The sequence below is a fragment of the Paracoccus sp. ME4 genome, assembly GCF_046736325.1.
In the GTDB taxonomy this organism is placed as follows: Bacteria; Pseudomonadota; Alphaproteobacteria; order Rhodobacterales; family Rhodobacteraceae; genus Paracoccus.
This window is the reverse complement of the sequence record NZ_CP151276.1, coordinates 2,129,409-2,155,623: the sequence shown is the minus strand read 5'-3', so window position 1 is coordinate 2,155,623 and position 26,215 is coordinate 2,129,409. Positions and strand designations below refer to the sequence as shown.

The window sequence follows — 26,215 nt, the reverse complement described above, 5'->3', positions numbered from 1 at the left end:
CGTCACTCAGCCCGCGGCGCTGCGCGGTTCGGCCTCTGCGGGGGCCTGGGTCGGGGTCTGCGCCGCGGTGGCGGCATCCGCGCTGTCCTGCAGCCGCGCCGCCACATCGGCCAGCGACCGGCCACCGATCTGGCCCAGCACCGGCAGCGAGACCATGCCAGGTGCCAGCGGCACCGGCGCGGGCTGGGCCTCGGCCTCGACGAACAGGCCATGGGCGGTCTTGTCCCAGTAGAAGGGCTTGGTCACCACCTCGTAGATCGCCTTCCATCCGGCCAGGCAGCCCAGGGGATAATAGAAATGCAGCGTCGGCACCCAGGCCATCAGGTGGCGGTGCTTGGCCCCGCGCACGGCGCGCATGCCGACGAAGATGCTCAGCGCCTCGGAGGCCACGAACAGCACGAACAGCGTCGGGATTGCCCATTGCCCGGCCGCGCTCTCCAGCGGTGCGCGCAGCGGATGGGGCAGGCCCGCCGTCAGCAGCCAGAAGCTCCACAGGATCGGGGCCAGCAGGTATTGCGACAGCGCGCCCAGGAACTGCACCTGAAAGCCCCAGAACCGCAGCGGTCCCAGGTCGCGATAGAGCGCCGCCGGGTCGCGCATATGGACCGCCCAGGTCATCGCATAACCCTTGAGCCAGCGCGACCGCTGCTTGATCCAGGGCAGGGCGCGGCAGTTCGCCTCCTCGTCGGTGGTGGTGTCCAGGATCTCGGTCCGGTAGCCGCGCCGGGCCAGGCGGACGCCCAGATCCGCATCCTCGGTCACGTTCCACGCATCCCACGCGCCCACCTGCTCCAGGACCGGGCGGCGGAAGAACAGCGTCGTGCCACCAAGCGGCACCACCAGCCCAAGCCGCGCCACGCCCGGCAGCAGGACGCGGAACCAGCCCGCGTATTCGATGGTGAAGCAGCGCGCCAGCCAGTTGGTGCGCGGGTTGTAGTAGTCCAGCGCCCCCTGCAGGCAGGCCACGTCCGCCGGCGCGTCGCGGAACCGGCGGGCAACCTTGTGCAGCTGGTCGGGGTCGGGGCGGTCCTCGGCATCCCAGATGCCCACGATCTCGGCCCGGCAGAAGTTCAGCGCATAGTTCAGCGCCCGCGGCTTGGTCTTGATCGGGCCGTCGGGAACGCGCACGACGCGCAGCCAATGCGGCAGCCGGACCCCCTCCAGCGCCTTGGCGGTGATCTGGTCGCTGGCCTCGATGACCAGCAGGATGTCGGTCAACTCGCGCGGATAGGTCAGGCGCGAGAGGCGCGCGACCAGCGCGCCCGCGACGTCCTCCTCGTGAAACAGCGGCACCATCACCGAGATCGGCGGCAGGGGCGCCTCATTCGCGGGGGGCGGCAGATGGCCCTGCGCGACCGCCAGCGCGTGGAGGTCCGCCTCGCGCCGTGCCCGGCTTGTGGCCAGAAAGGCCAGCAACTTGAGCCCGCTCTGCGTCACCAGCGTCAGCACGGCCCAGAGCGTCAGCAGCCCGACGATCAGGGCGGGCATCAGCACCAGCCCCAGCACCGACACGACCAGGGCGAGGACGGCGATGCGCGTGGTGCGGGCCTTGTCCTGCGTCCGGCAGCTTTCGGCGGCGGGCACGCGCGTCTCGGCCTCGCGGATCAGGCGGATGCGGCGCGGGGCCAGCACCCCGGCCTGCGCCTGCTCCTCGCTGCAGAGCAGCATCCGGACATGGCCGAACTGTGCGGGAAGGGCGGGAAGGACCCTGTGGAACGTCTCGGGCCGGGCGGTCGCGATCCAGGTGACCCCGCCGATCCGCCGCCATGGCAGGATGCCATGCGTCAGGCAGAACCCCGCGCCGGCCGCGTCGATCAGCCGGGGGTCGGCCGGGCTCTGGTCGGGGTCGATGGCGGTGGTGCGCCACTGGCGCGACAGCGCGCGCGCCATCGCGACCGGCGTCACCATGCCCTGCGACAGCAGCACATGTTCCAGCGGCGCGCCGAGCCGGTTGCGGATCATCATGGCCTTGGTCAGGTCGGCCGCATCGACCGCCCCGTCCTCCAGCAGGATCTGGCTCAGCGGGCGCTGATCGCGCGGCGCCAGCGTCGGGCCGCGCAGCACGACCTGCGCCGCGTCCGCAACAGGTGCGGACAGGTCGGCAGGCCGGGGCAGGGGGGCAGGCTGCGCCATGGTCGTATCCCTGTTGGACGACCCCTCATGGCACGGAATGGTTTAACGAAAGATTAAGCACGGGCGCGCGGGCGGAAAAACCCGCAGGCGCGCCCGCGAAGCCGCACTCAGCCGCGGCGCGCGCGCATCGAATCGGTGAAGCGCTGGAACAGGTACAGGCTGTCCTGCGGTCCGGGCGCGGCCTCGGGATGGTGCTGGACCGAGAAGACCGGCTTGTCCGCGACGCGGATGCCGCAGTTGCTGCCGTCGAACAGGCTGACATGGGTCTCGATCACGCCCTTGGGCAGGGTCTGCGAATCGACGGCAAAGCCGTGGTTCATCGAGGTGATCTCGACCTTGCCGGTCTCGACGTCGCGCACGGGGTGGTTCGCGCCGTGATGGCCGTGGCCCATCTTGACCGTCCTGGCGCCAAGCGCCAGCGCCAGCATCTGGTGGCCCAGGCAGATGCCGAAGATCGGCATGTCGCGGGCCAGCAGGTCCTGGATCATGGGCACGGCGTATTCGCCCGTCGCCGCCGGATCGCCGGGTCCGTTCGACAGGAACACGCCCTCGGGCTCGTGGGCCATCACCTCCTCGGCGGTGGCGGTGGCGGGCAGGACGGTGACATCCGCGCCGTAGGTCACCAGAGACCGCAGGATGTTGCGCTTGGCGCCATAGTCCACGGCCACGACCTTGAAGGGACGGTCCTCGGTCGCGGCGCCGAAGCCCGCGCCCCATGCCCAAGCCCCCTGATCCCACCGATAGCTCTGCGCGCAGCTGACGTCGCGCGCGAGGTCTAGGCCCACCAGCCCCTTCCAGTCGCGCGCCCGCGCGATGAGGGCCGCAATGTCGAAGTTGCCGTCCGGGTCATGCGCCAACACGACATGCGGCGCGCCCTGCTGACGGATCGCGCGGGTCAGGCGGCGGGTGTCGACGCCGCCGATGCCGATGCGCCCGCGCCGGGCCATCCATTCGGCCAGGTCCGAGGTCGAACGCCAGTTCGACGGCTCGGTCGGGTCCCACCGCACGACGATGCCGCTGGCGACCGGGTCCTGGGCCTCGTCATCCTCCGGCGTGACGCCGGTGTTGCCGATATGGGGGAAGGTGAAGGTCACGATCTGGCTGGCATAGGAGGGATCGGTCATGATCTCCTGATAGCCGGTCATCGCCGTGTTGAAGACCAGCTCGGCGACGACCTCTCCGGGGGCGCCGAAGCCCATCCCATAGAAGATTGTCCCGTCGGCAAGCGCCAGGCAGGCGGTCGGTTTTGCAGCCATGTCGGCACCTCTGGAATGAAATCAGCCGGTGAATAGGGGCCTTGCGTCGCAAGGTCAACCCGCAGCGGGCGGGGGCGGATGCTTGAAACCGGGGCCGTGCGGGTCTAGATGCGGTGCTTTCCGGCGCGTCCCGCGCCCAGGAACCGGAGACGATCATGGAACTGCGCGCCAAGCTGCAAGCCGCCACCAAGGAGGCGATGAAGGCCCGCGACACCGCCCGCCTGTCCACCCTGCGCCTGATCGCGGCCGCCGTGAAGGACCGCGAGATCGCGGGCCGGGACGGCGACGGCGACGGCACGCTGACCGAGGGCGACCTGGTGCTGATCCTGTCGCGCATGGTCAAGCAGCGCCAGGAATCGGCCAAGGCCTATGAGGAGGGTGGCCGGCTGGAGCTGGCGGCCAAGGAGGAGGACGAGATCGCCGTCATCCAGGAATTCCTGCCCCGCCAGATGGATGCGGCCGAGACGACCGCCGCCATCGACGCGGCCATCGCCGATCTGGGGGCCGAGGGCATCCGCGACATGGGCCGCGTCATGGCCGCGCTGAAGGAGCGTCACGCCGGGCAGATGGATTTCGGCGCCGTGGGTCCCGCGGTCAAGGCGCGGCTTCTGGGCTGAACCCGGCCGCCTCCTGCGGCGTTCGCAGGCAGGAGGTGACCCATGAAAGCCCAATCCAAGGCGCAGCAGCGCGCCGCCGGAGCCGCCCTGTCGGCCAAGCGCGGCGAGACGAAGGTCGGCGATCTGCAGGGCGCGTCCAAGGACATGTATCACAGCATGTCCGAGGATGAGCTGGCCGAGATGGCCGCGACCGATCACGACGATCTGCCGGATTGCGCCGACGACGACTGACCCTGCGCCATGACGGCCCCGCGATGCGGGGCCGTTCGCGTTTCAGCGCGTGGCGGCCAGGCGCCGGGTCAGCTCCTCGCAGAGCGTGCGGCGTTCCTCGGGGGTCAGGAAGACGCCCAGCTCGATCTCGCGCTGGCCGTCGGTCAGGGTCAGGTAGGCCTCGACCGGGCCGTTGCGCAGCGTGGGGCGCACCCAGTAGCTGTTCGTCTGCCACAGCCGGTCGGGTCGCCCCGGATCCTTGCGGCAGACCTGCAGGCGGGTCCTGTCCAGCAGCAGCTCCTCGCGCGTCTGGCCGCTGCGATAGGTCTGGCGCAGCGCGATCCAGACCCCGCCCACCGCCAGCACCATGAAGGGCAGCAGCCCCCACAGCACGCTGGTTCCCAGAACCGCCAGGATGGGAAGCGTCAGGAAGGCGGCCGTCGTGCCGATGAACCACACGAAGCCTCGCTTGGGCAGCGATCGGTGCGGCCACAGGGTCACGGTTTGCAAAAAGGCCCCGGACGTGTCCGGGGCCGTATCGTGCCAGCGATAGGGCATCGCAGGGCGGTCTCTCAGTGGGCCGGGCTGCGGTCCCAGTCCTCGCGCTTGGGCAGCTGCTCGAACGTGTGCTCGGGCGGGGGCGAGGGCAGGGTCCATTCCAGCGTGTCGGCATACTCGTTCCAGTAGTTGTTCTGGGTCACGCGCTTGCCGGCGAACAGGGTGTAGAACATCACGCCGATGAAGAACACGAAGGACGCGAAGGACAGATAGGCGCCCCACGAGCTGATCGCGTTCCAGAAGGCATATTCCACCGGATAGTCGATGTAGCGGCGCGGCATGCCCTGACGTCCCAGGAAGTGCTGCGGGAAGAAGGTCAGGTTCGCACCGATGAACATGGTCCAGAAGTGCAGCTTGCCCGCCCATTCCGGGTACTGGCGGCCCGACATCTTGCCGATCCAGTAGTAGACGCCGGCAAAGATCGCGAACACGGCGCCAAGCGACATCACGTAGTGGAAATGCGCCACGACGTAGTAGGTGTCGTGATAGACGCGGTCCAGCGGCGCCTGGCTCAGCACCACGCCGGTCACGCCGCCGACGGTGAACAGGAACAGGAAGCCGAAGGCCCAGAGCATCGGCGTCTTGAACTCGACCGAGCCGCCCCACATCGTCGCGATCCACGAGAAGACCTTGATGCCCGTGGGCACCGCGATCGTCATGGTGGCCAGCATGAAGTAGCTCTGCTGGGTCAGCGACATGCCGACGGTGTACATGTGGTGCGCCCACACGACGAAGCCCAGGATGCCGATCGCGGCCATGGCCAGAACCATCGGCAGATAGCCGAAGACGGGCTTCCTGGAGAAGGTCGCGATGACGTGGCTGATGATGCCGAAGCCCGGCAGGATGATGATGTACACTTCCGGGTGGCCGAAGAACCACAGGATGTGCTGGTACAGCACCGGGTCGCCGCCGCCGGCCGGGTTGAAGAAATTCGTGCCGAAGTTGCGGTCCATCAGCAGCATGGTGATGGCGCCGGCCAGCACGGGCAGGGCCAGCAGGATCAGCCAGGCGGTGATGAAGACCGACCAGGCGAACAGCGGCACCTTGAACAGGGTCATGCCGGGGGCGCGCATGTTCAGGAAGGTGGTGATGATGTTGATCGCGCCGACGATGGAGGAGGCGCCCGAGACGTGGACGGCGAAGATCGCCAGGTCCATCGAATAGCCGCCCTCGGTGGTGGACAGCGGCGGGTAGAGGACCCAGCCCACGCCCGAACCCAGCTGCTGGTTGCCGCCCGGAGCGAGCAGCGACGCGATGCCCAGCATCAGGCCGGCCACATAGAGCCAGTAGCTGAGGTTGTTCATGCGCGGGAAGCTCATGTCCGGCGCGCCGATCTGCAGCGGCATGAAGTAGTTGCCGAAACCGCCGAACAGCGCCGGGATCACCACGAAGAACATCATCAGCACGCCGTGATACGTGATCATCACGTTCCACAGGTGGCCGTTCGGGGTGCATTCTGCGGCGGCGTTGGCGAAGAATCGCGCGCCTTCCATGCACATGTACTGCACGCCCGGCTCATGCAGTTCCATCCGCATGTAGACGGTGAAGCTGACCGAGATCAGGCCCGCCAGGCCGGCGGTGAAAAGGTAAAGAATACCAATGTCTTTGTGATTGGTGGACATGAACCAGCGGGTGAAGAACCCGCGTGTGTCATGATGGTCGTCGTGGCCGTGTGCGGCTGCGTCTGCCATACCCGAACTCCCTCAAGATGTCGTCGATCCGGCCTGCCGACCGTCATTATCACGCTTTCTTTAGACCACCTGCGTCAACCGGGCAATGCGTCACTGTGATCCCGGACGCAAAGACCCCGGCCGGACGGTCGCGTCCGGCCGGGGCCCTGATCGGCGCGATCGCCGTGCGATCACTCGGCCGGTGTGTCCGGCGAGACGGTGGTCAGATAGGCCGCCAGATCGGCCTGGTTGCGGGCCAGCTTGAAGGTCATCTTGCTGCGCACGCTGTCGTCGCCCGACTTCTCGCGGACCCAGGCCGTGGGGTCGGTGACATAGGCGATCAGCTCCTCCTCGGTCCAGACCAGATCGGGATTGGCGGCCTTGGCGGCCAGCAGGCCGTCACCGTAGTTGTAGCCCTCCATGTGGGCGATCGGCGAGCCGACGATGTTCCACAGGTTGGGGCCGGTGGCGCCGCCCTTGACGATGTCTGCGCCGCTGCCGTCCTGGATCATGTGGCAGGCCCGGCATTTGCGGAATTCGCTTTCGCCCGCGGCGGGGTCGCCCGCCTCCTGGGCTGCGGCGGGTATGGCTAGGGTCGCGCCCAGAAGGGCGCCGACAAAGGCTGATCTCATGCGTCGTTCCTCGCTCCGCCCCGAAGGGCCGTGGTCTCCCGACGGGCAGCCTGATGGATCGGTCCGGGAAAGGAAAGACCCCGAAAGGTCGCATTCCGCCCTGTTGCCGCGCCGCCTCAGCCGAAGCGGCGATCGAACCCCTGGCGCAGCGCGACATCCAGATCGGCCATGGTCACGGGAAGGCCCAGATCGACCAGCGACGTCACCCCGTGGCCGATGATGCCGCAGGGCACGATGCCGTCGTAATGGGTCAGGTCGGGGTCGAGGTTGATCGAGATGCCGTGGAAGCTGACCCACCGGCGCAGCTTGACGCCGATCGCGGCGATCTTGTCCTCGCGCATGGTGCCGTCGAACAGCGCGGGCTTGTCCGGGCGCGGCACCCAGACCCCCACGCGGCCAGGGCGCACGACGCCGGTGACGCCGAAATCGGCCAGCGCGTCGATGACCCAGGCCTCCAGCTGCCCGACAAAGGCGCGCACGTCGCGGCCGCGCCGGTTCAGGTCCAGCATCACATAGGCGATTCGCTGGCCCGGCCCGTGATAGGTGTACTGCCCGCCGCGTCCCGTCGCATGGACCGGAAAGCGCGGCGACAGCAGATCCTCGGGCCGGGCGCTGGTCCCGGCGGTGTAGATGGGCGGGTGTTCCACCAGCCAGACGGCCTCGTCGGCGGTGCCGGCATGGATCGCGGCGACGCGCGCCTCCATGCGGGCGACGGCGTCGGCGTGGTCGGTCAGGCCGGGGGTGATGATCCAGTCGGTCATGGCAGGGATGTGGCCCGCCCGCCGGTCTGCGTCAACCGGGATCGGCGGGACAAGAAAGCGCTTTTCTTTGGTTTCGGGCTGGGCTATCACCCGCGCACTGCCCGGATGCGGCCGTGGCGGAATTGGTAGACGCGCAGCGTTGAGGTCGCTGTTCTTTAACCGGAGTGGAAGTTCGAGTCTTCTCGGCCGCACCATCACCCCCCTTTTCAGATCGGTGACGTGACCCCGCAAGGGTCCCCGCACGACGCTTGGTCGCGCGGGGCTTCAGGCTATTGCGCGATCCGGGCCACGGCGGCGCCGGCGCCGGTCGCGATCTGCAGCGCGGCCCATTCCTTGGCCGCGTCGTTGCGGGCCGAGGTCGCCTGCAGACGTGCCGCGGCACGCTGGCGGTCCGCATCCAGCAGATCGACCAAGGGCAGGGCGCCCGCCTCGAAATTGGTGCGGGCCAGCGCGTAGGCGCGGTCGTAGCTGGCGGCGGCCTGTTCCAGTGCATCGACGCGCTGGCGCAGGCGGCGCAGGTTCGACTGGCTGGTCTGCACGTCCTCGACCGCGGCCGCGACCTGGCTGCGCCAGGTCAGGTCGGCCTGACGCGCCTCGGAGACGCGGCGGCTGCGGGTCGCGGCCAGCACGCCCTGATTGGCGACGGGCAGGCTGATGCGCGGGCCGAAGCCCCATGTCGTGGCGCCGCTCTGGTCGCTGACGGTGCCTGACAGCGACAGCGACGGCAGCATGTCGGCCGTGGCCACACCCACCGCGGCCAGCGCCTGCACCACGTCCTGCTGGGCGGCGCGCACATCGGGACGGTTGCGCAGCAGGTCTGCGGGCACCCCGGTTCCGGGTCCCGGCGGGATGCGCAGCGCAGCCGATCCGCCCCGCATCTGCGCCATCAGCGGCCCGGCCTGGCGGTTCAGCAGCGTCGACAGGCGATAGACCTGCGCGTTGAACTGCGCCTCGAAGTTCGGCAGGTCGGCCTGGGCCGTCTGCAGCAGGGCCTCGGTCTGGGCGATGTCGAAATCGGTGGCGAGGCCAAGAGCCTGGCTCTCGCGGGTGACGCGCAGCGTGGCCTGCCGCGCCTCGATCGTGTCGCGCGTCAGGGCCAACGCCTGCTGGTTGAAGCGGGCGTCGGAATAGGCGCTGATGACTTCGGCCAGCCAGGCCAGGCGCGTGACCTGGGCCTGCGCCTCGGCCGAGGCATAGGCGGCGGCCGCCCCTTCGCGGGCGCGGCGGGCGCCCCCGAACAGGTCGAAGACGAAGCCCGCCGACAGGTTCGCGCTGCGCGTGGTGCCTGTGGGGATGCCGTCGCCGCCGGTGCGCGCGCGCGATGCGGTGGCGGGGTCGCCGGTGATCTGCGCCGCCAGGGGCTGGGTCGCCTGAAGGTCGGCGGCGGCCGCGCGGATGCGTTCGTTGGCGCTGATGATGTCCAGGCTGGTGCCCAGCCCGTCCGCGATCAGGCGCGACAGGGTGGGGTCCTGATAGCCCGACCAGAAGGCGGTCGTGCCGACCTGACCGGCGGGGGCGGCGTCGCCCTCGTCGAAGGTCGCCTGGACGCGGGTGTCGGGCAGGTCGGTGGGGTCGGGCCCCACCGCCGCGCAGGCCGAGATCATCAGAAGCGCCGTCAGCGACAGCGTCGCCCGGGTCATGCGGGGGAGGGTCACGAGGTCTTTTCCTTTCGCGAGATCATCTGCCGCAGCTTCAGCACGGCGACGTAGAAGACGGGCACCAGGAAGATGCCGATCGCGGCCGAGGAGGCCATGCCGCCCAGAACCCCGATGCCGATCGAGTTCTGCGCACCCGCACCCGCACCCGAGGCGATGGCCAGCGGCAGCACGCCCAGCATGAAGGCGAAGGTGGTCATCAGGATCGGCCGCAGGCGCTGGCGCGAGGCGATCAGCGCGGCCTCGATCATGGACTTGCCCTCCTTGATCTGGGCCTCGGCGAACTCGACGATCAGGATCGCGTTGCGCGCCGCCAGGCCGATGGTCGTCAGCAGGCCCACCTTGAAGTAGACGTCGTTCGACTGTCCGAAGAACAGCGCCGCCGCCAAGGCCCCCAGGATGCCCACCGGCACGGTCAGCATGACCGCCAGCGGCACCGACCAGCTCTCGTAGAGCGCGGCCAGCGACAGGAACACCACCAGCGCCGACAGCGCGAAGAGCAGCGGCGCCTGGTTGCCCGACAGCCGCTCCTGGAACGAGAGGCCCGTCCAAGCGGTGCCGAAGCCGCCCTCCTGTTCGGCGACCATCGCCTCCATCACGTCCATCGCCTCGCCCGAGGAGAGGCCGGGCGCGGCCGCGCCGGACAGCTCCAGCGCGCGGGTGCCGCCAAAGCGCGCCAGGGCCTGCGGCTCCTGCTGCCAGCTCTGATCCGCAAAGGCGCCGAAGGACACCATCTCGCCCTGGCCGTTGCGGGCATACCAGCGCTCGATGTCCTCGGGCTGGCTGCGCGAGGCGGCCTCGCCCTGCACGATCACGGGGCGCAGGTCGTTGCCCAAGGCAAAGTCGTTCACGTCGCGCCCGGCGAAGATCACCGACAGCATGGCGTTCACGTCGCCGATGTTCAGACCGAAGGCCGCGGCCTTCTGCTGGTCGATGTCGAGGCGCAGCGCGGTCTGGCTGACGGCGGTCTCGAGGCCGCGCAGGTTGGTGACCTGTCCGCCCTCCTGCGCCTTGGCGACCAGCTGTCCGGCCGCCTGGACCAGCGCGTCCTGACCCTGTCCGGCCTGGTCCACCATATACATGGTGAAGCCCGAGGAAGTGCCCAGACCCTGGATCGCCGGGGGCTGCAGCACAAAAATCTGGCCCTGGCGGTTGGTGGTGAAGAAATAGCCGTTCGCGCGGTTCACCAGCGACGCGATGTCGAAGCCGTCGCGCTCCTCGTAGTCGCGCAGCTTGATGAAGACGATGGCGTTGTTCTGCCCGGTCCCGGCGAAGCTGAAGCCGAGCGCGGCGAAGACGGATTCGACCGTGTCGGTCTCCTGCGTCAGCAGATAGTCCTCGACCTTCTCGACCAGCGCCTGCGTCTGCTGGGTGGTCGAGCCGTCGGGGCCCTGGATGATGGCCAGCGCCACGCCCTGGTCCTCGTCGGGCAGGAACGATCCGGGCAGGCGGTCGAACAGCGTCAGCACGCCGAAGCCGATGGCCACCAGCACGATCAGCATGCGCAGCGGCCGCTTGACCAGCCGCGTGACCACGCCGACATAGCCGTGCGTCGTGCGGTCCAGGTTGCGGTTGAACCAGCGCGCGGGCGCGATGCCGCCCTGGCCGTGCTTGCGCGGGCGCAGCAGGCTGGCGCACATGGCCGGGGTCAGGATCACCGCCACGCCCAGGGACAGGATCATCGCGGTGATGATGGTGATCGAGAACTGTCGATAGATCACCCCCGTCGCGCCGGTCTGGAAGGCCATCGGCAGGAACACCGCCGACAGGACCAGCACGATGCCGACCAGCGCCGAGGTGATCTCGTCCATGCTCTTCTCGGTCGCGGCGACGGGGTCGAGACCCTCCTCCTCCATCACGCGCTCGACGTTCTCGACGACCACGATGGCGTCGTCGACCAGAAGGCCGATGGCCAGCACCAGCGCGAACATCGTGAGCGTGTTGATGGAGTAGCCCGCCACCGCCAGCACCGCGAAGGTGCCCAGAAGCACGACCGGGATCGCCACGACCGGGATGATCGTCGCCCGCCAGCTCTGCAGGAAGACCAGGATCACCAGGAAGACCAGCACCACGGCCTCGGCCAGGGTCTTGTAGACCTGGTTGATCGACTTCTCGACGAAGGGCGAGGTGTCGTAGGGATAGACCACCTCGACGCCCGCGGGCAGGACGCCCGCCAGATCGTCGATGGTGGCGCGCACGGCCTCGGCGGTCGAGACCGCGTTGGCCCCGGTCGCGAGGTTCACCGCCAGCGCCGCCGCCGGGTTGCCGTTGTAGCGCGAATTGCCGCCATAACTCTCCTGGCCGACCTCGATCCGGGCGACGTCGCCCAGAAAGACGGTCGAGCCGTCCGGGTCCACGCGCAAAAGGATGCTCTCGAATTCCTCGACGGTGGAGAGCTGCGACTGCGCGGTGACCGAGACGGTCAGGTTCTGCCCCTCGGCCGCGGGCTGCGCGCCCAGATCGCCCACCGTGACGTTGGTGTTCTGGGCCGCGACCGCGGCCGTCACGTCGGCGGGGGTGACGCTGTACTGGACCATCTTCATCGGGTCCATCCAGACGCGCATCGCGTAGCCCGAGCCGAAGACGTTGATCGAGCCCACGCCCGAGACGCGCTTGACCGGGTCCTCGATGTATTGAGAGATCAGGTCGCCCAGCTCGACGGTCGAGAAGCTGCCCTCGGGGGCGGTCAGCGCCGCCACCAGCAGGATCGAGCTGGTCGAGCGTTCGACCTGCACGCCCTGCTGCTGCACCACGTCGGGCAGCTGCGAGGTGACCAGCTGCAGCTTGTTCTGCACCTGTACCTGCGCGATCTCGGGGTCGACCGTGTCGTCGAAGGTCAGCGAGACCGAGGCCGAACCCGGCGTCGAGTTCGCGGTCATGTAGGTCAGGCCGTCCAGACCCGTCATCGCGTCCTCGATGACGGTCGTCACCGAGGATTCGACGATCTCGGCCGAAGCGCCGTTATAGGCCGCGCTGACGCGGACGGTCGTGGGGGCGATCTGGGGATACTGCTCGATCGCGAGGCTGTTCAGGCCGAGCGCGCCGACCAGCATCGTGATCAGGGCGATCACCCAGGCAAAGACCGGGCGGTGAATGAAGAAACGGGCCATCGGCGCTTACTCCGTGCCGGTCGCGTCGGCGGGGGCGTCGGTCGCGGGGGCGTCCGCGGCCTCGGCGGGGGCGGGGGTCGCCTCGGCGGGGTCGGTCTGCGCCGCGTCGCCCGGTGCGGGGGCCGCGTCGCCCTGTGCGGGGGCCGCGTCGCGCACGACGCCGGTGTCGTCCACGGTGACGGGCACCGACACGACCTCCATCCCCTCGGCCAGGCCCGCCGTGCCGTCCACGACCAGCATGTCGCCGTCCTCAAGCCCGTCGGTCACGATCCATTGCTGGCGATAGCTGCCATCCTCGGTCAGCTGGCGTTGGGTGACCTTGCCGTCCTCGACCACCCAGGCCGAGAGGTTGCCCACCTTGTCGCGCACCGCGGCAGACTGCGTCACCAGGATCGCCGAGGTCACGCCCAGATCGACCTGACCGCGCAGAAACATGCCCGGCAGCAGCAGGTTGTCGGGGTTGTCGAAGCGGAACCGCGTGTCGATCGACCCGGTCGAGGTCGAGACCGTCACCCCCGGCGCGACCAGCTGGCCCACGGCCTGGTATTCGCGCCCGTTCTCCAGTGTCAGCGTCGCGGCCAGTTCGTCGTTCAGCCGCAGGCGACCGTCGTTGATGTCGTCCAGCACGCTGAGAAACCGCGAGGAGGGCTCGTACATGTCCACCTCGATCGGGTCCAGCTGCGTCACGGTGGCCATCGCATCGGCCTGACCGGCCGAGACCAGATCGCCGATCGAGGCCGCCGAGACGCTGGCGATGCCTGCGATGGGGCTGGTGACCAGTGTCCAGTCCAGCTCCGACTGCGCCAGGGTGCGGGCGGCCTCGGCCGATTCCAGCGCGGCGGTGGCCTGGTCCAGCGTGGCCTGCGCCTCCTCGGCCTGGGCCTGGGTCGTGCCCGAGCCCAGCAGCTGGCGCGTGCGCTCGAAGGCGGACTGCGCCTGCGTCACTTGGGCGCGGGCCGAGGCGACCTGCGCCTCGGCGCTGGCCAGGTTGGCGCGATAGGTGGTGTCCTCGATGCGGAACATCGGCGCACCGGCCTCCAGCTGCGTGCCGGGCTGATACAGGATCTCGGTCACCAGCCCGCCGACGCGGGGGCGGATCGCGGTCTCGTTCACGGCGACGGCGCGGCCGGGCAGGGTGACGATGCGCGGCACGTCCTGCGTCGTCACCTCCATCACTCCGACCTGCTTGGGCGGCATGCCCTCGGGCGCCTGCGCCAGCACGGGCGTGATCGACAGAATCGCGGAGGCCAGGGCGGCGCCCATCATAAGTCTTTGCTTTGACATCATGTTTTTCCTGGGTTGGCACCTGACGGCGCGTCGCTTCGGGATGCTGATTGCATGTTTCTGCGGAGTATGCAATGTTTGCTTTCCGTGCATGAGGAGCCTGCCCAAAACATGACCAGCAACCTGCGCGACAGGCGGCGCCAGCAGACCGCCCGCGACATCCAGCTTGCCGCCCTCAGGCTCAGCCTGAAATCGGGATATGCGGCCGTCACGACCGACTCCATCGCCGCCGAGGCGGGCATCAGCACCCGGACCTTCTTCAACTACTACCCCAACAAGCAGGCGGCCGTGCTGGGAACGCCGCCGCAGCCGGACAGTTGCACGGCGGAATGGATTGTCGCATCCGACGCGCCGCTGATCGACGATCTTGCGTGTCTGCTGGGGCGGATGCTGGAGCTGAAGGAGCCTGACCGTCAGGTCGTCCGGATGATCGAGCAGGTCTGGGACAGCACGCCCGAACTGATGACGGTCTTCCGCAACTCGATGGACAGCATCGCGCAGACCCTCGGCGGCATGCTGGTCCGCCGCCTCGGTGTCGAACGCGAGGTCGAGGCGATGCTGGTTGCGGAACTGGCGACGCACGCGCTGTCCCACGCCGTCCGCACCTGGGCCGCGGACGAGACCATGACGCTGGAGGACATCACGCCCATGATCCGCGACACGCTGCGCCGCGTGGGCGGGCTGCTGTAAGGCGGGGCCTCAGAAGGTCAGCCGGGTCCGTCGCGTCGTGCCGGTGGTCTCGACCTCCAGCGTGCCGTTGACCTGAGCCGCGGCCCCCTCCAGCAGGATCGAGCCGAAGCCCTCGTCCGTCTCGACCTCGGGGCGGGCGGTGTCGTAGGTCTCGACCCAGTCCATGACGGTGTGGCCGTCGGCCTGCCGCCAGGACACGTCCAGCCGCCCCTCGACCGGGCCCAGCACGCCGTACTTGAACGCGTTGGTGGCCAGCTCGTGCAGGATCAGCGACATGGGCACGACGCGCTTGGCCGGGATGGACAGCGCCTCCCCCTCCAACGCGACGCGTCCGCCGTCATAGGGCGCCAGCGTCGTCTCGATCAGCGCGCGCAGCGGGACCTCGGATTTCGGACCCTTGGCGGTAGTCAGGCCGTGCGATCCGGCCAAGGCGTTGATGCGGGCGCAGACCTCCTCGACGACGGTCTGCGCATCGTCGGTCTCGCGCGCGGCCATGCGCAGCATCGCCGAAATCTGCGTGAACAGGTTCTTGACCCGGTGGTCCATCTCCGAGATCACCGCCTCGCGCAGCCGGGCCGCCGACTGCGCGGCGGTCACGTCGACCATCACGCCCAGCACGCGCGTGCCGTCCGCATCGTCGCCGAACCGGGCGCCGATCGTCTCCAGCAGGATACCGCTGCGGCTGTCCGCGGACGGGCGGATCACCCGGCGGAACGGCTCGCCCCCGGCGCAGGCGGTCAGATCGGCCAGCAGCCCCTCGCGCTCGTCCGAGGCGATCAGGGCGGCGAAGGCCTGCAGCGGCAGGCGCGCGGTCTCTCCCAGACCCAGCAGGTCCGAGCTGTCGTCGATGGTCAACACGCGGCTCCGGGCGTCGTAATCCCAGACCGCGATGCGCGCCATGGACCGCACGGCGTTCAGCCGCTCCTCCTGGCGCTCGACCTCGACATGCAGGTCGCGCAGGGCGGTCACGTCCTCGAAGACCAGCATGGCGCCGTCCAGATGCCCGTCCGCGCCGCGATAGGGCTTGGCATCGACCCGCCAGACGCGGTCGGCCTGCGCCTCGCGCAGTTCCGTGGTCTGCGCCTCGCCGCGCTGCGCGACCTCGGCCGCCATGCGCAGCAGCACATCGCTGGCGAAGACGTTCGACACATCGGCCAGCGGACGGCCGTGGTCGGACTTGCGCAGCGGAAAGATCTGCAGCGCCGCGCCGGTGAAGTTGCGCACCCGCACGTCGCGATCGACCACCAGCAGCGGGATCTTGGTCGCCGAGAAGAAGTTCTGCAGGTCGCTGTTCGCGGCCGTCAGGTCGTCGATCTTGGACTTCAGCTCGTCGTTGACGGTGCTCAGCTCCTCGTTCGTGGACTGAAGCTCCTCGTTCATCGACATCATCTCTTCGTTGGAGCTCTTCAGCTCCTCGTTCGCGGTCTCCAGCTCCTCCACCGCGCTGTGCAGCTCGATCCGCGTCAGGCGCAGCTGCTCCTCCAGCAGGTCGGACCGCGATTCCGTGACGCTCAGCTCATCGGTCTCGTCGGGGGTTCCGGCGACGGCGGGGGCGCCCGCCTCGTGGAACACCATCAGCACGCTGCGGTCGGGCAGGGGCTCGGCGAACAGCGTCACCGGCTGCGCGCCCATCTCGGAGCGCGCCATCAGGTTGCGCACGATCACCGCGCGCCCGGTCGTGCCGACCTTGTCCAGCGCCGCCGTCACGGCCTCCTTGAGGCCCGGATGGACGATGGACGGGGCCAGGACCGGCTTTCTCGCCATCGGATCGACCGACAGGAACCGACCCAGCCTGCCCGCCGACCACAGCACCTCTCCGGCGCGCGACAGCTGCAGGGAGGCGGGGGCAAAGCGGTCCAGAACCCGGCGCTGCGCGGCGACAGCCGCGTCCGCCAAGCCCTGATCGCCCTTCGAGCGCGCACGCCCGGCCTGTCCCCCGCGATCCACGTCCCCGCGCATGAAGGGCATGTCAAGGGGCATCCGCGCCTGGCTGCCGTCGCGGCGATAAAGGCGGGCGGGGCGATCCAGTTCGGTGAAATGCGCGGCCTCGCGGCGCACGCCTTCCGATGGACCCAAGAACAGATAGCCGCCCGGCCGCAGCGCGTAATGGAACAGCGGCAGGACCCGGCCCTGCAGCTCCTCGTCCAGATAGATCAGCAGGTTGCGGCACGAGATCAGGTCGACCCGCGCGAAGGGCGGATCGCGCAGCACCGAATGCAGCGAGAACCGCACCCGGTCGCGCAGCTGCGGCGTGATCTGCATCAGCGCGTCGCGATGGGTGGTGTATTCGGCCCGCATCTCCTCGGGGATGTCGGCCAAGGCGCTGATGGGATAGGTGCCGGCGCGGGCGATCTCGATCATCTTCTTGTCGATGTCGCTGGCGAAGACCGTGAAGCGCGGGCGCAGCCCCGCCGCGCGCATCTCGGTGTCGATCAGCATGGCGACGCTGTAGGCCTCCTCGCCGGAGGAGCAGCCCGCCACCCAGACCCGCAGCTCCTCGCCGTCGGCGGCCGCGACCATCGGCCGGATCGCCTGCTCGCGCAGCGTCTGGAACAGCTCGGGGTCGCGGAAGAAGCGGGTGACGTTGATCAGGAACTCGTTCAGCAGCAGCTCGCATTCGTCGGAATGCTGCTTCAGATGCTCCAGATAGGCGCCGCTGTCGGCGATGTTCAGCACCTGCAGTCGGCGGCGGATGCGCCGCACCAGCGTGGACATCTTGTAGCCCGAGAAGTCGTGCCCGCAATGCTCCAGCAGGTGCTGGCAGATATGGCGCGCATCGGCCAGCATCCGGTCCTCGGCCACGTCCAGATCGCCGGAATCGAAGAACTGCAGGATCGCCGGGACGATGCGGTCCGGCGGCAGGACGTAATCGACCAGCCCGGTCGATTCCGCCGACAGCGGCATGCCGTCGTAGCGCGCCGTGCGCGGCTCCTGAATGACGCAGATGCCGCCGTGCTCCTTGACGGCGCGCAGGCCCAGGGTGCCGTCCGCGCCGGTCCCCGACAGGATCACGCAGGCGGCGGCAGGGCCGCGATCCTGGGCCAGGCTCTCGAAGAAGTCGTCGATCGGGCGGCGCAGGCCGCGCGGCTGGTCGAAATCGGTCAGGTGCAACTGGCCGTCGCTGATCAGCATCCGCGCGCCGGGCGGGATGGTATAGACATGGCCGGGGCGCAGCACCGTGCCGTCGGTCGCCTGCATCACGCTCAGCGCGGTGCGGCGGTCCAGCAGTTCGGCCAGCACGCTGTCATGGGTCGGGTCCAGGTGCTGGATGACCACATAGGCGGCGGGATCCTCGCGGCGGGCGTCGCGCAGCAGGTCGTGCAGGGCCTCGAGGCCCCCGGCCGAGGCGCCGATGCCGACCACGGCAAAGTCCGGGCGCGCCCCCTGGCGCTGTGGCGAGGCGTCATTCATCGCGCAGGCTGATCCTTGCAAGCGTGCTGATCGAGCGCGCGATCAGTTCGGTGGAATCGGCCATGATCAGGCCGAACTGACCCGCGGCGCGGCGCAGGTCGGACATGTTGCGCCCAAGCGTCGCGTCGTCCTGCGCCAGCGTGCCCGCCGCCGCCGCGGCCGTGACGTCGAACTGCGAGGCGATGACGAAGCGCAGCCGGCCCGTCTCGTCGCGCAGCTTGGACATGAAGACCAGGTTGGTGAAGCGTCGCCCGTCGCGGGCATAGTTCAGGACCGGGAACCGGCCCTCGTCGCGCGCGTCGTCGGCCAGGAACAGGCCCATGTCGCGGACCTGGTCGGGCGGCGTGTCGGGGCCCTGCAGGAACCGGCAGTTGCGGCCCTGAACCTCGGCGGCGTCATAGCCGGTCATACGGCAGAACCCGTCATTGACCAGGCACAGCGGCATGTCCCCGTCACAGGTCGCCAAGGCGATCGCGATCCGGGACCGCGCAATCTGGTTGCGCAGGGCATCGGGCAGATGGTGGTCGGGCATCGTCATCCTGTTCCGACAGGCCGCTCACCTGACGTTCCGGCAGACATTAGGAATTCGGTTCCCGAGGGGCAAGTCACGTTTTGCACAGCGACCCGCCCGGCGCGGTCAGGCCGCCCCGCCGCAGGCCGTCAGCCAGGCGCGGATCGCGGCCAGCGCCTCGGGCTCGTCCAGCCAGGGGATATGCGCGCGGCCCGGCACCTCGGCCCGGATCAGGTCGGGGCGCATGGCCTGCATCCGGTCCGCGACCGCAACCGACAGCAGGTCCGAATTCGCGCCCCGGATCAGCGCCACCGGCAGCCCGGCCGTGGCCTGCCACAGCGGCCATAGATCGACCGGCGCCCCCTCGAAGGCCGCCAGGAACGCCTCGCGCAGCGCCGGGTCATAGGCGATGCGCAGCCCCTCGGGCGTCTCGTGGTAGTGCCGCCGGACATCCTCCAGCCACCGGCCCTCCGGGACATCGGCGAAGCCCGGCATCACCTCGGGCAGCCGCGCGGCCAGGGCGGCATGGCTCCGGACGGCCGGGTTGCGACCGACATAGTCGAATATCCGCTCCAGCCCGGCGCGCTCGATCTCGGGGCCCACGTCGTTCAGGCACAGCCCGGCAAGCCGGTCATGCGCCGTGGCCGCCAGGAACAGCCCGACCAGACCGCCGCGCGACGTGCCCAGCACCGCCGCCCGGTCGATCCCCAGATGGTCCAGCAGCTCCACCGCGTCGCGCGCCTCACGCGGGACGGTATAGGTCGCGGCCCCCGTCCGGTCCGACGCACCCCGCCCGCGGTAATCCATGCGGATCATCCGCACCCCGCAGAGATGCGGCGCGACATAGTCGAAATCGGACATGGCGCGCGTCAGCCCGGCCAGGCACAGGACCGGCAGCCCGGCACCCTCGTCGCTGAATGCGATCCGCGCCCCGTCGTCCGCCGTGAAATGATCCATCGCCCCGCCCTTCTTTTTCACCGAAATATCCTCGGGGGTCCGGGGGCAGACGGCCCCCGGCCTCTGCGGCATGTCCCGGCTCAGAGGTTCTCGCTCTGCGGCATGCCCAGCACGTGATAGCCGCCATCGACCATCACGATCTCTCCGGTGGTGCAGGCGCCCCAGTCCGAGGTCAGCCAGACGGCCGTGCCGCCGATCGCGTCCAGCGTCGCATTGGCGCGCAGGGGGGCGTTCGCCTCGGTATGGCGGAAGGTCTTGCGCGCCCCGCCGATGGCCGCACCGGCCAGGGTCTTCATCGGGCCGGGGCTGATCGCGTTGACGCGGATGCCGTCCGGGCCCAGGTCGTTGGCCAGATAGCGGACGCTGCTCTCCAGCGCGGCCTTGGCGACGCCCATGACGTTGTAGAAGGGCGTGACCCGGTTCGACCCGCCATAGGTCAGGGTGATGATCGACCCGCCGCCCGAGCCGTCCTTCGCCGCCATCAGCGGATGGGCGCGGCGCGCGACCTCGATCAGCGAATAGCAGCTGATCTCCAGGCTGTGCTTGAAGTTGGCGCGGCTGGTGTTCATGAACCGGCCGGTCAGTTCGTCCTTGTTGGAGAAGGCCACGGCATGGACCAGGAAGTCCAGCCGTCCCCACCGGTCGGCCAGCGTGCCGAAGGCCGCGTCCAGCGACGCGTCATTCGTCACGTCCACATCGACCAGGAAATCCGACCCGACCGAGGCGGCCAGCGGCTCGACCCGCTTGCCGAAGGCCTCGCCCTGATAGGAGAAGGCCAGCTCGGCCCCCTCGGCGGCCAGCGCCCGTGCGATCCCCCATGCGATGGAGCGGTCGTTGGCGACCCCCATCACAAGCCCGCGCTTGCCCTTCAGAAGATCGCCCATGCTGTGTCCCTCGTCTCAGTCCTGATAGCGCGACATCAGCAGGGTGGCGTTGGTGCCGCCAAAGCCGAAGCTGTTCGACAGGACCGAATCCAACCCCGCGTTGTCGACGCGGCTGGTGGCAATCTCGCCCGGTTGTATCTCGGGGTCCAGCGTCGTGACGTTCGCCGAGGCCGCGATGAAGTCATTCTGCAACATCAGCAGGCTGTAGATCGCCTCATGCACGCCCGTCGCGCCCAGGGAATGCCCGGTCAGCGACTTGGTCGAGCTGACGGGCGGGGTCGAACCCTCGCCCCAGATGCGGCGGATGGCCTTGATCTCGCCCAGATCGCCCACCGGGGTCGAGGTGCCGTGCGCGTTGATGTAGTTGACCTGACGCCCCTCGGGCAGGGTGGACAGCGCCAGGCGCATCGCCCGCTCGCCGCCCTCGCCCGAAGGAGCGACCATGTCGTAGCCGTCGCTGGTCGCGCCGTAGCCCGTGACCTCGGCATAGATCTTCGCGCCGCGCGCCAGGGCGTGGGACAGCTCCTCCAGCACGACGACGCCGCCGCCGCCCGCGATCACGAACCCGTCGCGGGTCGCGTCATAGGGGCGCGATGCGGTCGCGGGCGTGTCGTTGTATTTCGACGACATCGCGCCCATCGCGTCGAACAGGCAGGACAGCGTCCAGTCCAGCTCCTCGCCGCCGCCGGCGAAGACGATGTCCTGCTTGCCCATCTGGATCTGCTCGACCCCGTTGCCGATGCAATGCGCGCTGGTCGCGCAGGCCGAGGTGATGGAGTAGTTCACACCCTTGATCTTGAAGGGCGTGGCCAGGCAGGCCGAATTCGTGGAGGACATGCAGCGCGTGACCATGAAGGGGCCCATGCGCTTGGGCGCGCCCTTCTCGATCACGGTCTGATGGGCCAGGAAGAAGTTCGACGTGGACGGCCCGCCCGATCCCATGATCAGGCCGGTGCGCGGGTTCGAGACGTCGCTCTCCTCCAGGCCGCTGTCCTTGATCGCCTGCTCCATGGCGATGAAGTTGTAGGCCGCGCCCGGACCCATGAAGCGCAGGTCGCGCTTGTCGATATGGTCCTCCAGCACGATCTGGGGCATGCCGTGGACTTGGCTGCGGAACCCGTGCTCCGCATATTCCGGGGCTGCGACGATGCCCGAACGGCCCGTGCGCAGGCTTTCGGTGACCTCGTCGGCATTGTTGCCGATGGGGGATACGATACCAAGCCCGGTGATGACGACGCGGCGCATGGGGGCCTCCTTCTGGATGGGGTCAGCTGGCCGAGAGGGCCACTTTCATGTCCTTGACCTGATAGATCAGCTCTCCGTCGGCCTCGACCCGGCCGTCGGCGACGCCCATGGTCAGGCGGCGGGTCTGCACGGCCTTGGTGAAGTCGACGGTATAGCGCAGCATCTTGCGGTCGGGGCGGACCATGCCGGTCAGCTTGACCTCGCCCACGCCCAAGGCATAGCCGCGCCCCTGCCAGCCGCGCCAGCCCAGGTTGAAACCGGTCAGCTGCCACAGCCCGTCCAGGCCCAGGCAGCCGGGCATGATCGGGTTGCCGGGGAAATGGCAGCCGAAGAACCACAGGTCGGGCTGGATGTCGAATTCGGCCACCACATGGCCCTTGCCGTGCGCGCCGCGATCCTCCGAGATGTCGGTGATGCGGTCCATCATCAGCATCGGCGGTTCGGGCAGCTGGGCGTTGCCGGGGCCGAACAGCTCTCCGCGCGCGCAGGCAAGCAGGTCGTCGCGGTCGAAGCTGGTCTGGGTCATCGCCATGCGGGTCGTGCCTTTGTCATCAAGGCCCGTGCGGGCCGGTCGGTTTTCAGGTTGCCGCAGGGTCTATCACCCGGGGCAAGACCCGCGCAAGGGCAAGCGATGTCCGCGGCCCGGCGGCTCAGAACCACTGGCCGGGCTCCATCAGGCCCAGATCCATCAGCTGCTGGCTGCTCCAGTCGAAGCGATGCGAGTGGCGCCAGGTCATGTCGCCGATCCGCTCGCGCGAGCCGGGATTGGTCACCAGCGCCTTGGCCACGCGGAAGGACGCGATGGCCGCCGTCAGGTTGTGGTGCCAGGGACAGGAATAGGTGTTGTATTCCTCCACCGAGAAGCGGTGATCGGCGGTGACGGTCAGCCCCGGCGCCGCCTGGAACAGCGCGATGCGGTCGATGCGGCGGCGGTCGGCCGGCAGGAACTCCTCATAGCGCCAGCGCAGCCCGCCGTGGAAGTCCAGCTGCCGCTCCCGGACCTGCCCGTCCGCGCCCCGGCGGCCCAGGGCATAGTATCCGGCCCGGTCGAACATCGCGTTGTCGGGGTCGACCGCATCGGGCGCGGCCTTCAGGTCCGGCGCATAGAGGTCGATCACGTAGGTCAGCATCGCCGGCCGGCGTTCCTCGGTGTGGAAGGCCAGCATCTCGCCCACGCTGCGCGTCTCGCAGAAGGGAAAGAACAGGAACTCGGCGTTGAACGCATAATAGAGCCAAGTGCCCGGCGCCACGGCGCGGATCACCGCGTTCACCGCGTTCACATGCGCGGCGGGGCGGCGGCAGTCATGCGACAGCTGCGTGACGCGCCCTGCCATCGTTTCGGGCAGGTCCTGGGGCTGGTCGGACATCAGCAGGATGTGCCGGAAGCCCAGGTCCAGGTGGTGCTGGACGGTGCGTTCGACCGCCTTGCCGTCCTCGACCAGCAGGATGGCCAGCGGGCCCTTGGCCAGCACCGCGGGCCGGGAGGCCAGGAAGGCGTCGCGCGGCTGGACCGGCAGGGCAGGCATCAGCGCATCACCGCCTTGACCTGCTCCAGCGCGGCGGCCAGCAGGGCAGGGTCCGAACCCGCCTGCGCGACCAGCTGCTTCAGGGTGGCCTTCTGCGCGTCGGGGATGGCGGCGGCGTCGATGATGCGCTCGACCTCGGCGCGGTCGAAGCCCTCGGGGGTCAGCAGCGCCTCGATGCGGGCGGCGACCGAGGCGGCGTCGGCGGTCTCGGCTGCGGCCTGCGCGGCGTCCTGGGTGGCCTCGGCGGCGGTCTCGGCCGCGCCCTGGGTCAGGCCCGCCACGCCCGATGTCGCGCCGGCGGCGGCGGCGGCGGCGCGGTCTGCGGCGGCCAGCGCGGGCTCGGCTGCGGCCTCGGCCGCATCGGCGGCTTCGCTGGCGGGGGCCACGCCCGCATCCTCGGACGCGCGGGCGGCCTCGGCGGCGGCGTCGGCGGCGATGGCTGCTGCATCGGCGGCCGCGTCCGCCGCGGCACCTGCGGCGGCCTCGGTGTCGGTGCCCGGATCGGCGATGGCGCGGTCCGCATCCTCGGCGGCCTCGGCCGCGGCGCCGGCGGCGTCGTCGGCCATCTGCGCGGCATCATCCGCGGGGGGCGTGGTCGCGGCCGGGGCGGGGGCCTGCGCCACGACGGTCTCGGGGCGGTCCTGGGCGGGGGCGGGCGCGCTCAGGCGCTGCTGCCACAGCAGGCCCATGGCGCCCAGCCCCACGACCAGAACCACGATGATCGGCGTCCGTTTCGGCATGGCTGTCCCCTTGGTCCTGCGGCCCTTTGCGCCTCTATGGCACAGGCCCCGCCGTGGGAAAAGCGTCGCGGGCCGCGCGGGGGGCGGCGAATGCCGGAAAACCGGGGCCTTCGGGGCCGCAACCCATCAATTCCGGTTGAATATCGGCGCGGTTGCCCTTATTTTCCTGTCACTTCGCCTTGGCCATATAAGGAGCATCGCCATAGCCCGCCGTCCGCATAACGCACCGCCCCAACGCGACACCGGTCCCCGCACCAACGAACGAATCCGCGTGTCCGAAATCCGCCTGATCGGCCCCGAAGGGGAAAACATCGGCGTCGTGCCGCCCTCGGTCGGCCTTCAGATGGCGCAGGACGCGGGTCTGGATCTGGTCGAGATCTCGCCCAATGCAGCCCCTCCGGTCTGCAAGGTCATGGACCTCGGCAAGTACAAGTACGAGATGCAGAAACGCGAGGCCGAGGCCCGCAAGAAGCAGAAGGTCATCGAGGTCAAGGAGATCAAGTTCCGTCCCGGAACCGATACCCACGACTACGACGTCAAGATGCGCAGCGTCCTGAAGTTCCTGGAAGGCGGCGACAAGGTCAAGGTGACCCTGCGCTTCCGCGGCCGCGAGATGGCCCACCAGGATCTGGGCCTCGAACTGCTGAACCGCGTCCGCGACGACGTGGGCGAGAACGGCAAGGTCGAATCCATGCCCAAGCTGGAAGGCCGGCAGATGGTGATGATGATCGCGCCCCGCTGAGGCCGCGACATCCGAACCCGCCCGAAAGGCCGCGCAGGCATTGCCGCGCGGCCTTTTGCGTTGCATGGATGGGCGCATGACCCATGCTCCCGTCCTGCGCCTGATGCGCCTGCCCGACGCCGATCCCGACCTGCCGCTGCCCGCCTATCAGACGGCGGGCGCGGCGGGGGCCGATCTCTGCGCCAACCTTCCGCCCGATCTGCGCGAGGGTGGCGTCACGCTGCCCCCCCTTGGCCGGGCGCTGATCCCGACCGGCCTGGCGCTGGCCATCCCCGACGGCTGGGAGGCGCAGATCCGTCCGCGCTCGGGCCTGGCGCTGAAGCACGGCATCACCCTGCCCAACAGCCCCGGCACGATCGACTGCGACTATCGCGGGCCGCTGGGGGTGATCGTGCTGAACTTGGGGGACGCGTCCTTCACCATCCGCCACGGCGACCGCATCGCGCAGCTGGTCGTGGCCCCGGCCCCGCAGGCGCGGTTCGATCTGGTCGACCGCCTGGACGGGACCGCGCGCGGGCAGGGGGGCTTCGGCTCGACAGGCGGAGGTGCGGGGCTGTGACCGGCCTCTTCCTGATCGTCATGGCGCTGATCCTGGGGCGGGTGCTGCACCTGCCGCGGCAGGTGACGCTCTTGGTCGTGGCGGTCCTGTGGGTGGGCATGCTGGCGCTGCAGGTCGCGGCGCCGGGCAGTTCGGCGGCGGCTGCCGTGGGCGGCAATGCGGCGGGCTGGCTGGTGCTGGGCGCGGTTGTGGCGCTGATCGCGGGGTATCGCCGCCTGCTGCGCCGGCTGCGCGTGCAGGCCACGCCCCCCGCGCCGGTCGCCAGCTTCGATCCGTCGCTGTCGGAGGCCGAACTGGACCGCTATGCCCGCCATCTGGTGCTGCCGCAGATCGGCGGCGCGGGGCAGATGCGGCTGAAATCGGCGCGCGTGCTGATCGTGGGCGCGGGGGGGCTGGGGGCGCCGCTGTGCCTCTATCTGGCCGCCGCGGGGGTCGGGCGGATCACGCTGGCCGATGACGACACGGTGGCGCTGTCCAACCTGCAGCGCCAGGTCATTTTCCGCGACGACCTGCGCGGCGAGCCCAAGGCCTATGCCGCGGCCCAGGCCATGCTGGCGCTGAACCCGCGTCTGGACGTGACGCCCCTGACGCGGCGCATCACCGAGGCCGACGCGGACCTGATCGCGCGGCACGACCTGGTGATCGACGGCACCGACAGCTTCGAGGGGCGCGCGGCGATCAACCGCGCCTGCGTGGCGGCGGGGGTGCCGCTGCTCTGGGGCGCGATCGGGCAGTGGGACGGGCAGGTCGCGCTGCTGGACCCGGCGCGCGGCGGGCCGTGCCTGGCCTGCCTGTTCCCCGCCGCGCCGGAGACCGACGCCCCCTGCGCCACGGCGGGCGTCGTGGGCGCACTGCCCGGCATCGTCGGCAGCATCATGGCGCTGGAGGCGATCAAGCATCTGACCGGCGCGGGCCAGGGCCTGCGCGGGCGGATGATGCTTTTCGACGCCCTGTACGGCGACAGCCGCATGATCGCCACCGCGCGGGACCCTGCCTGCCCGGTCTGCGGGACGCAATCGGCGCTGGAACCCGCGGCGGGGCAACCCTAGGCTGCCCTCCGACGA

The 26,215-nt window shown here is 69.6% G+C and carries 23 protein-coding genes and 1 tRNA gene; 7 read left to right on the top strand and 17 right to left on the bottom strand.

Annotated elements, in window-relative coordinates:
- Window positions 1-6: 6 nt before the first annotated feature.
- Together AACG61_RS11010 and carA are read right to left on the bottom strand one after the other, a co-directional pair.
- Window positions 7-2,133 carry a glycosyltransferase gene (locus tag AACG61_RS11010; RefSeq protein WP_411837173.1) on the bottom strand — a complete coding sequence of 709 codons (2,127 nt, stop codon included), beginning with the start codon at window positions 2,131-2,133 and terminating at the stop codon, window positions 7-9.
- 107 nt (window positions 2,134-2,240) lie between these two features.
- The gene (carA, locus tag AACG61_RS11005) at window positions 2,241-3,389 is read right to left on the bottom strand and encodes a glutamine-hydrolyzing carbamoyl-phosphate synthase small subunit (RefSeq protein ID WP_411837172.1); all 1,149 of its coding nucleotides are present in this window, start codon (window positions 3,387-3,389) and stop codon (window positions 2,241-2,243) included.
- Between the two features lie 155 nt (window positions 3,390-3,544).
- Between carA and AACG61_RS11000 the strand changes: the two genes are divergently transcribed.
- A complete protein-coding gene (locus AACG61_RS11000; protein ID WP_411837171.1) occupies window positions 3,545-4,006 on the top strand; it encodes a GatB/YqeY domain-containing protein in 462 nt (153 codons plus the stop codon).
- A gap of 42 nt (window positions 4,007-4,048) precedes the next feature.
- Window positions 4,049-4,237 (top strand): DUF3008 family protein, encoded by a 189-nt coding sequence (locus AACG61_RS10995; protein WP_411837170.1) that lies wholly within the window; start codon window positions 4,049-4,051, stop codon window positions 4,235-4,237.
- 42 nt (window positions 4,238-4,279) lie between these two features.
- On the opposite strand, the gene AACG61_RS10990 is transcribed toward AACG61_RS10995, so the two are convergent.
- From AACG61_RS10990 to lipB, 4 genes are all read right to left on the bottom strand, one after another.
- Window positions 4,280-4,717: a DUF2244 domain-containing protein gene (locus AACG61_RS10990; RefSeq protein WP_411837169.1), complete on the bottom strand. Its 438-nt coding sequence runs from the start codon at window positions 4,715-4,717 to the stop codon at window positions 4,280-4,282.
- Between the two features lie 71 nt (window positions 4,718-4,788).
- The gene (locus tag AACG61_RS10985) at window positions 4,789-6,465 is read right to left on the bottom strand and encodes a cytochrome c oxidase subunit 1 (RefSeq protein ID WP_411837168.1); all 1,677 of its coding nucleotides are present in this window, start codon (window positions 6,463-6,465) and stop codon (window positions 4,789-4,791) included.
- Window positions 6,466-6,635: 170 nt separating this feature from the next.
- Window positions 6,636-7,076: a c-type cytochrome gene (locus AACG61_RS10980; protein ID WP_411837167.1), complete on the bottom strand. Its 441-nt coding sequence runs from the start codon at window positions 7,074-7,076 to the stop codon at window positions 6,636-6,638.
- 116 nt (window positions 7,077-7,192) lie between these two features.
- A complete protein-coding gene (gene lipB / locus AACG61_RS10975) occupies window positions 7,193-7,837 on the bottom strand; it encodes a lipoyl(octanoyl) transferase LipB (protein ID WP_411837166.1) in 645 nt (214 codons plus the stop codon).
- Window positions 7,838-7,944: 107 nt separating this feature from the next.
- Between lipB and AACG61_RS10970 the strand changes: the two genes are divergently transcribed.
- Window positions 7,945-8,031: transfer RNA gene (locus tag AACG61_RS10970), tRNA-Leu, on the top strand.
- Window positions 8,032-8,106: 75 nt separating this feature from the next.
- Here AACG61_RS10970 and AACG61_RS10965 read toward each other — a convergent pair.
- The 3 genes from AACG61_RS10965 to AACG61_RS10955 are packed head-to-tail and all read right to left on the bottom strand — an operon-like array spanning window position 8,107 to window position 13,868.
- Window positions 8,107-9,477: an efflux transporter outer membrane subunit gene (locus AACG61_RS10965; RefSeq protein WP_411837165.1), complete on the bottom strand. Its 1,371-nt coding sequence runs from the start codon at window positions 9,475-9,477 to the stop codon at window positions 8,107-8,109.
- A gap of 11 nt (window positions 9,478-9,488) precedes the next feature.
- On the bottom strand, window positions 9,489-12,602 hold the full coding sequence (locus AACG61_RS10960; protein ID WP_411837164.1) for an efflux RND transporter permease subunit: 3,114 nt from the start codon (window positions 12,600-12,602) through the stop codon (window positions 9,489-9,491).
- Window positions 12,603-12,608: 6 nt separating this feature from the next.
- The gene (locus AACG61_RS10955; protein ID WP_411837163.1) at window positions 12,609-13,868 is read right to left on the bottom strand and encodes an efflux RND transporter periplasmic adaptor subunit; all 1,260 of its coding nucleotides are present in this window, start codon (window positions 13,866-13,868) and stop codon (window positions 12,609-12,611) included.
- Window positions 13,869-13,997: 129 nt separating this feature from the next.
- Between AACG61_RS10955 and AACG61_RS10950 the strand changes: the two genes are divergently transcribed.
- Window positions 13,998-14,576, top strand: coding sequence for a TetR/AcrR family transcriptional regulator (locus tag AACG61_RS10950; RefSeq protein WP_411837162.1), 579 nt, complete (start codon window positions 13,998-14,000; stop codon window positions 14,574-14,576).
- Window positions 14,577-14,585: 9 nt separating this feature from the next.
- On the opposite strand, the gene AACG61_RS10945 is transcribed toward AACG61_RS10950, so the two are convergent.
- The 8 genes from AACG61_RS10945 to AACG61_RS10910 all read right to left on the bottom strand — a co-directional run bounded on the left by AACG61_RS10945 (window position 14,586) and on the right by AACG61_RS10910 (window position 23,850).
- Window positions 14,586-17,987, bottom strand: a complete 3,402-nt coding sequence (locus tag AACG61_RS10945) for a chemotaxis protein CheB (RefSeq protein WP_411837161.1) — start codon at window positions 17,985-17,987, stop codon at window positions 14,586-14,588.
- A complete protein-coding gene (locus AACG61_RS10940; RefSeq protein ID WP_411837160.1) occupies window positions 17,980-18,519 on the bottom strand; it encodes a PAS domain-containing protein in 540 nt (179 codons plus the stop codon). Before AACG61_RS10940 ends, AACG61_RS10945 begins: the two co-directional genes overlap by 8 nt.
- A gap of 105 nt (window positions 18,520-18,624) precedes the next feature.
- A complete protein-coding gene (locus AACG61_RS10935; RefSeq protein WP_411837159.1) occupies window positions 18,625-19,455 on the bottom strand; it encodes an alpha/beta fold hydrolase in 831 nt (276 codons plus the stop codon).
- A gap of 80 nt (window positions 19,456-19,535) precedes the next feature.
- A complete protein-coding gene (locus AACG61_RS10930) occupies window positions 19,536-20,339 on the bottom strand; it encodes an enoyl-ACP reductase (RefSeq protein ID WP_411837158.1) in 804 nt (267 codons plus the stop codon).
- 15 nt (window positions 20,340-20,354) lie between these two features.
- Window positions 20,355-21,584: a beta-ketoacyl-ACP synthase I gene (gene fabB, locus AACG61_RS10925; protein ID WP_411837157.1), complete on the bottom strand. Its 1,230-nt coding sequence runs from the start codon at window positions 21,582-21,584 to the stop codon at window positions 20,355-20,357.
- A 22-nt stretch (window positions 21,585-21,606) separates the two neighbouring features.
- Window positions 21,607-22,116, bottom strand: a complete 510-nt coding sequence (fabA, locus tag AACG61_RS10920) for a bifunctional 3-hydroxydecanoyl-ACP dehydratase/trans-2-decenoyl-ACP isomerase (RefSeq protein WP_411837156.1) — start codon at window positions 22,114-22,116, stop codon at window positions 21,607-21,609.
- 118 nt (window positions 22,117-22,234) lie between these two features.
- The gene (locus AACG61_RS10915) at window positions 22,235-23,110 is read right to left on the bottom strand and encodes a glycosyltransferase family 2 protein (protein WP_411837155.1); all 876 of its coding nucleotides are present in this window, start codon (window positions 23,108-23,110) and stop codon (window positions 22,235-22,237) included.
- On the bottom strand, window positions 23,110-23,850 hold the full coding sequence (locus AACG61_RS10910; RefSeq protein ID WP_411837154.1) for a hypothetical protein: 741 nt from the start codon (window positions 23,848-23,850) through the stop codon (window positions 23,110-23,112). Before AACG61_RS10910 ends, AACG61_RS10915 begins: the two co-directional genes overlap by 1 nt.
- 202 nt (window positions 23,851-24,052) lie before the next feature.
- On the opposite strand from AACG61_RS10910, the gene infC reads away from it, so the two are divergent.
- From infC to AACG61_RS10895, 3 genes are all read left to right on the top strand, one after another.
- Entirely contained in the window at window positions 24,053-24,592 is a 540-nt protein-coding gene (gene infC / locus AACG61_RS10905; RefSeq protein ID WP_411839501.1) for a translation initiation factor IF-3, read from the top strand.
- 76 nt (window positions 24,593-24,668) lie between these two features.
- Entirely contained in the window at window positions 24,669-25,151 is a 483-nt protein-coding gene (gene dut / locus AACG61_RS10900; RefSeq protein ID WP_411837153.1) for a dUTP diphosphatase, read from the top strand.
- Window positions 25,148-26,200, top strand: a complete 1,053-nt coding sequence (locus tag AACG61_RS10895; protein ID WP_411837152.1) for a HesA/MoeB/ThiF family protein — start codon at window positions 25,148-25,150, stop codon at window positions 26,198-26,200. Before dut ends, AACG61_RS10895 begins: the two co-directional genes overlap by 4 nt.
- The last annotated feature ends 15 nt before the right edge of the window (window positions 26,201-26,215 follow it).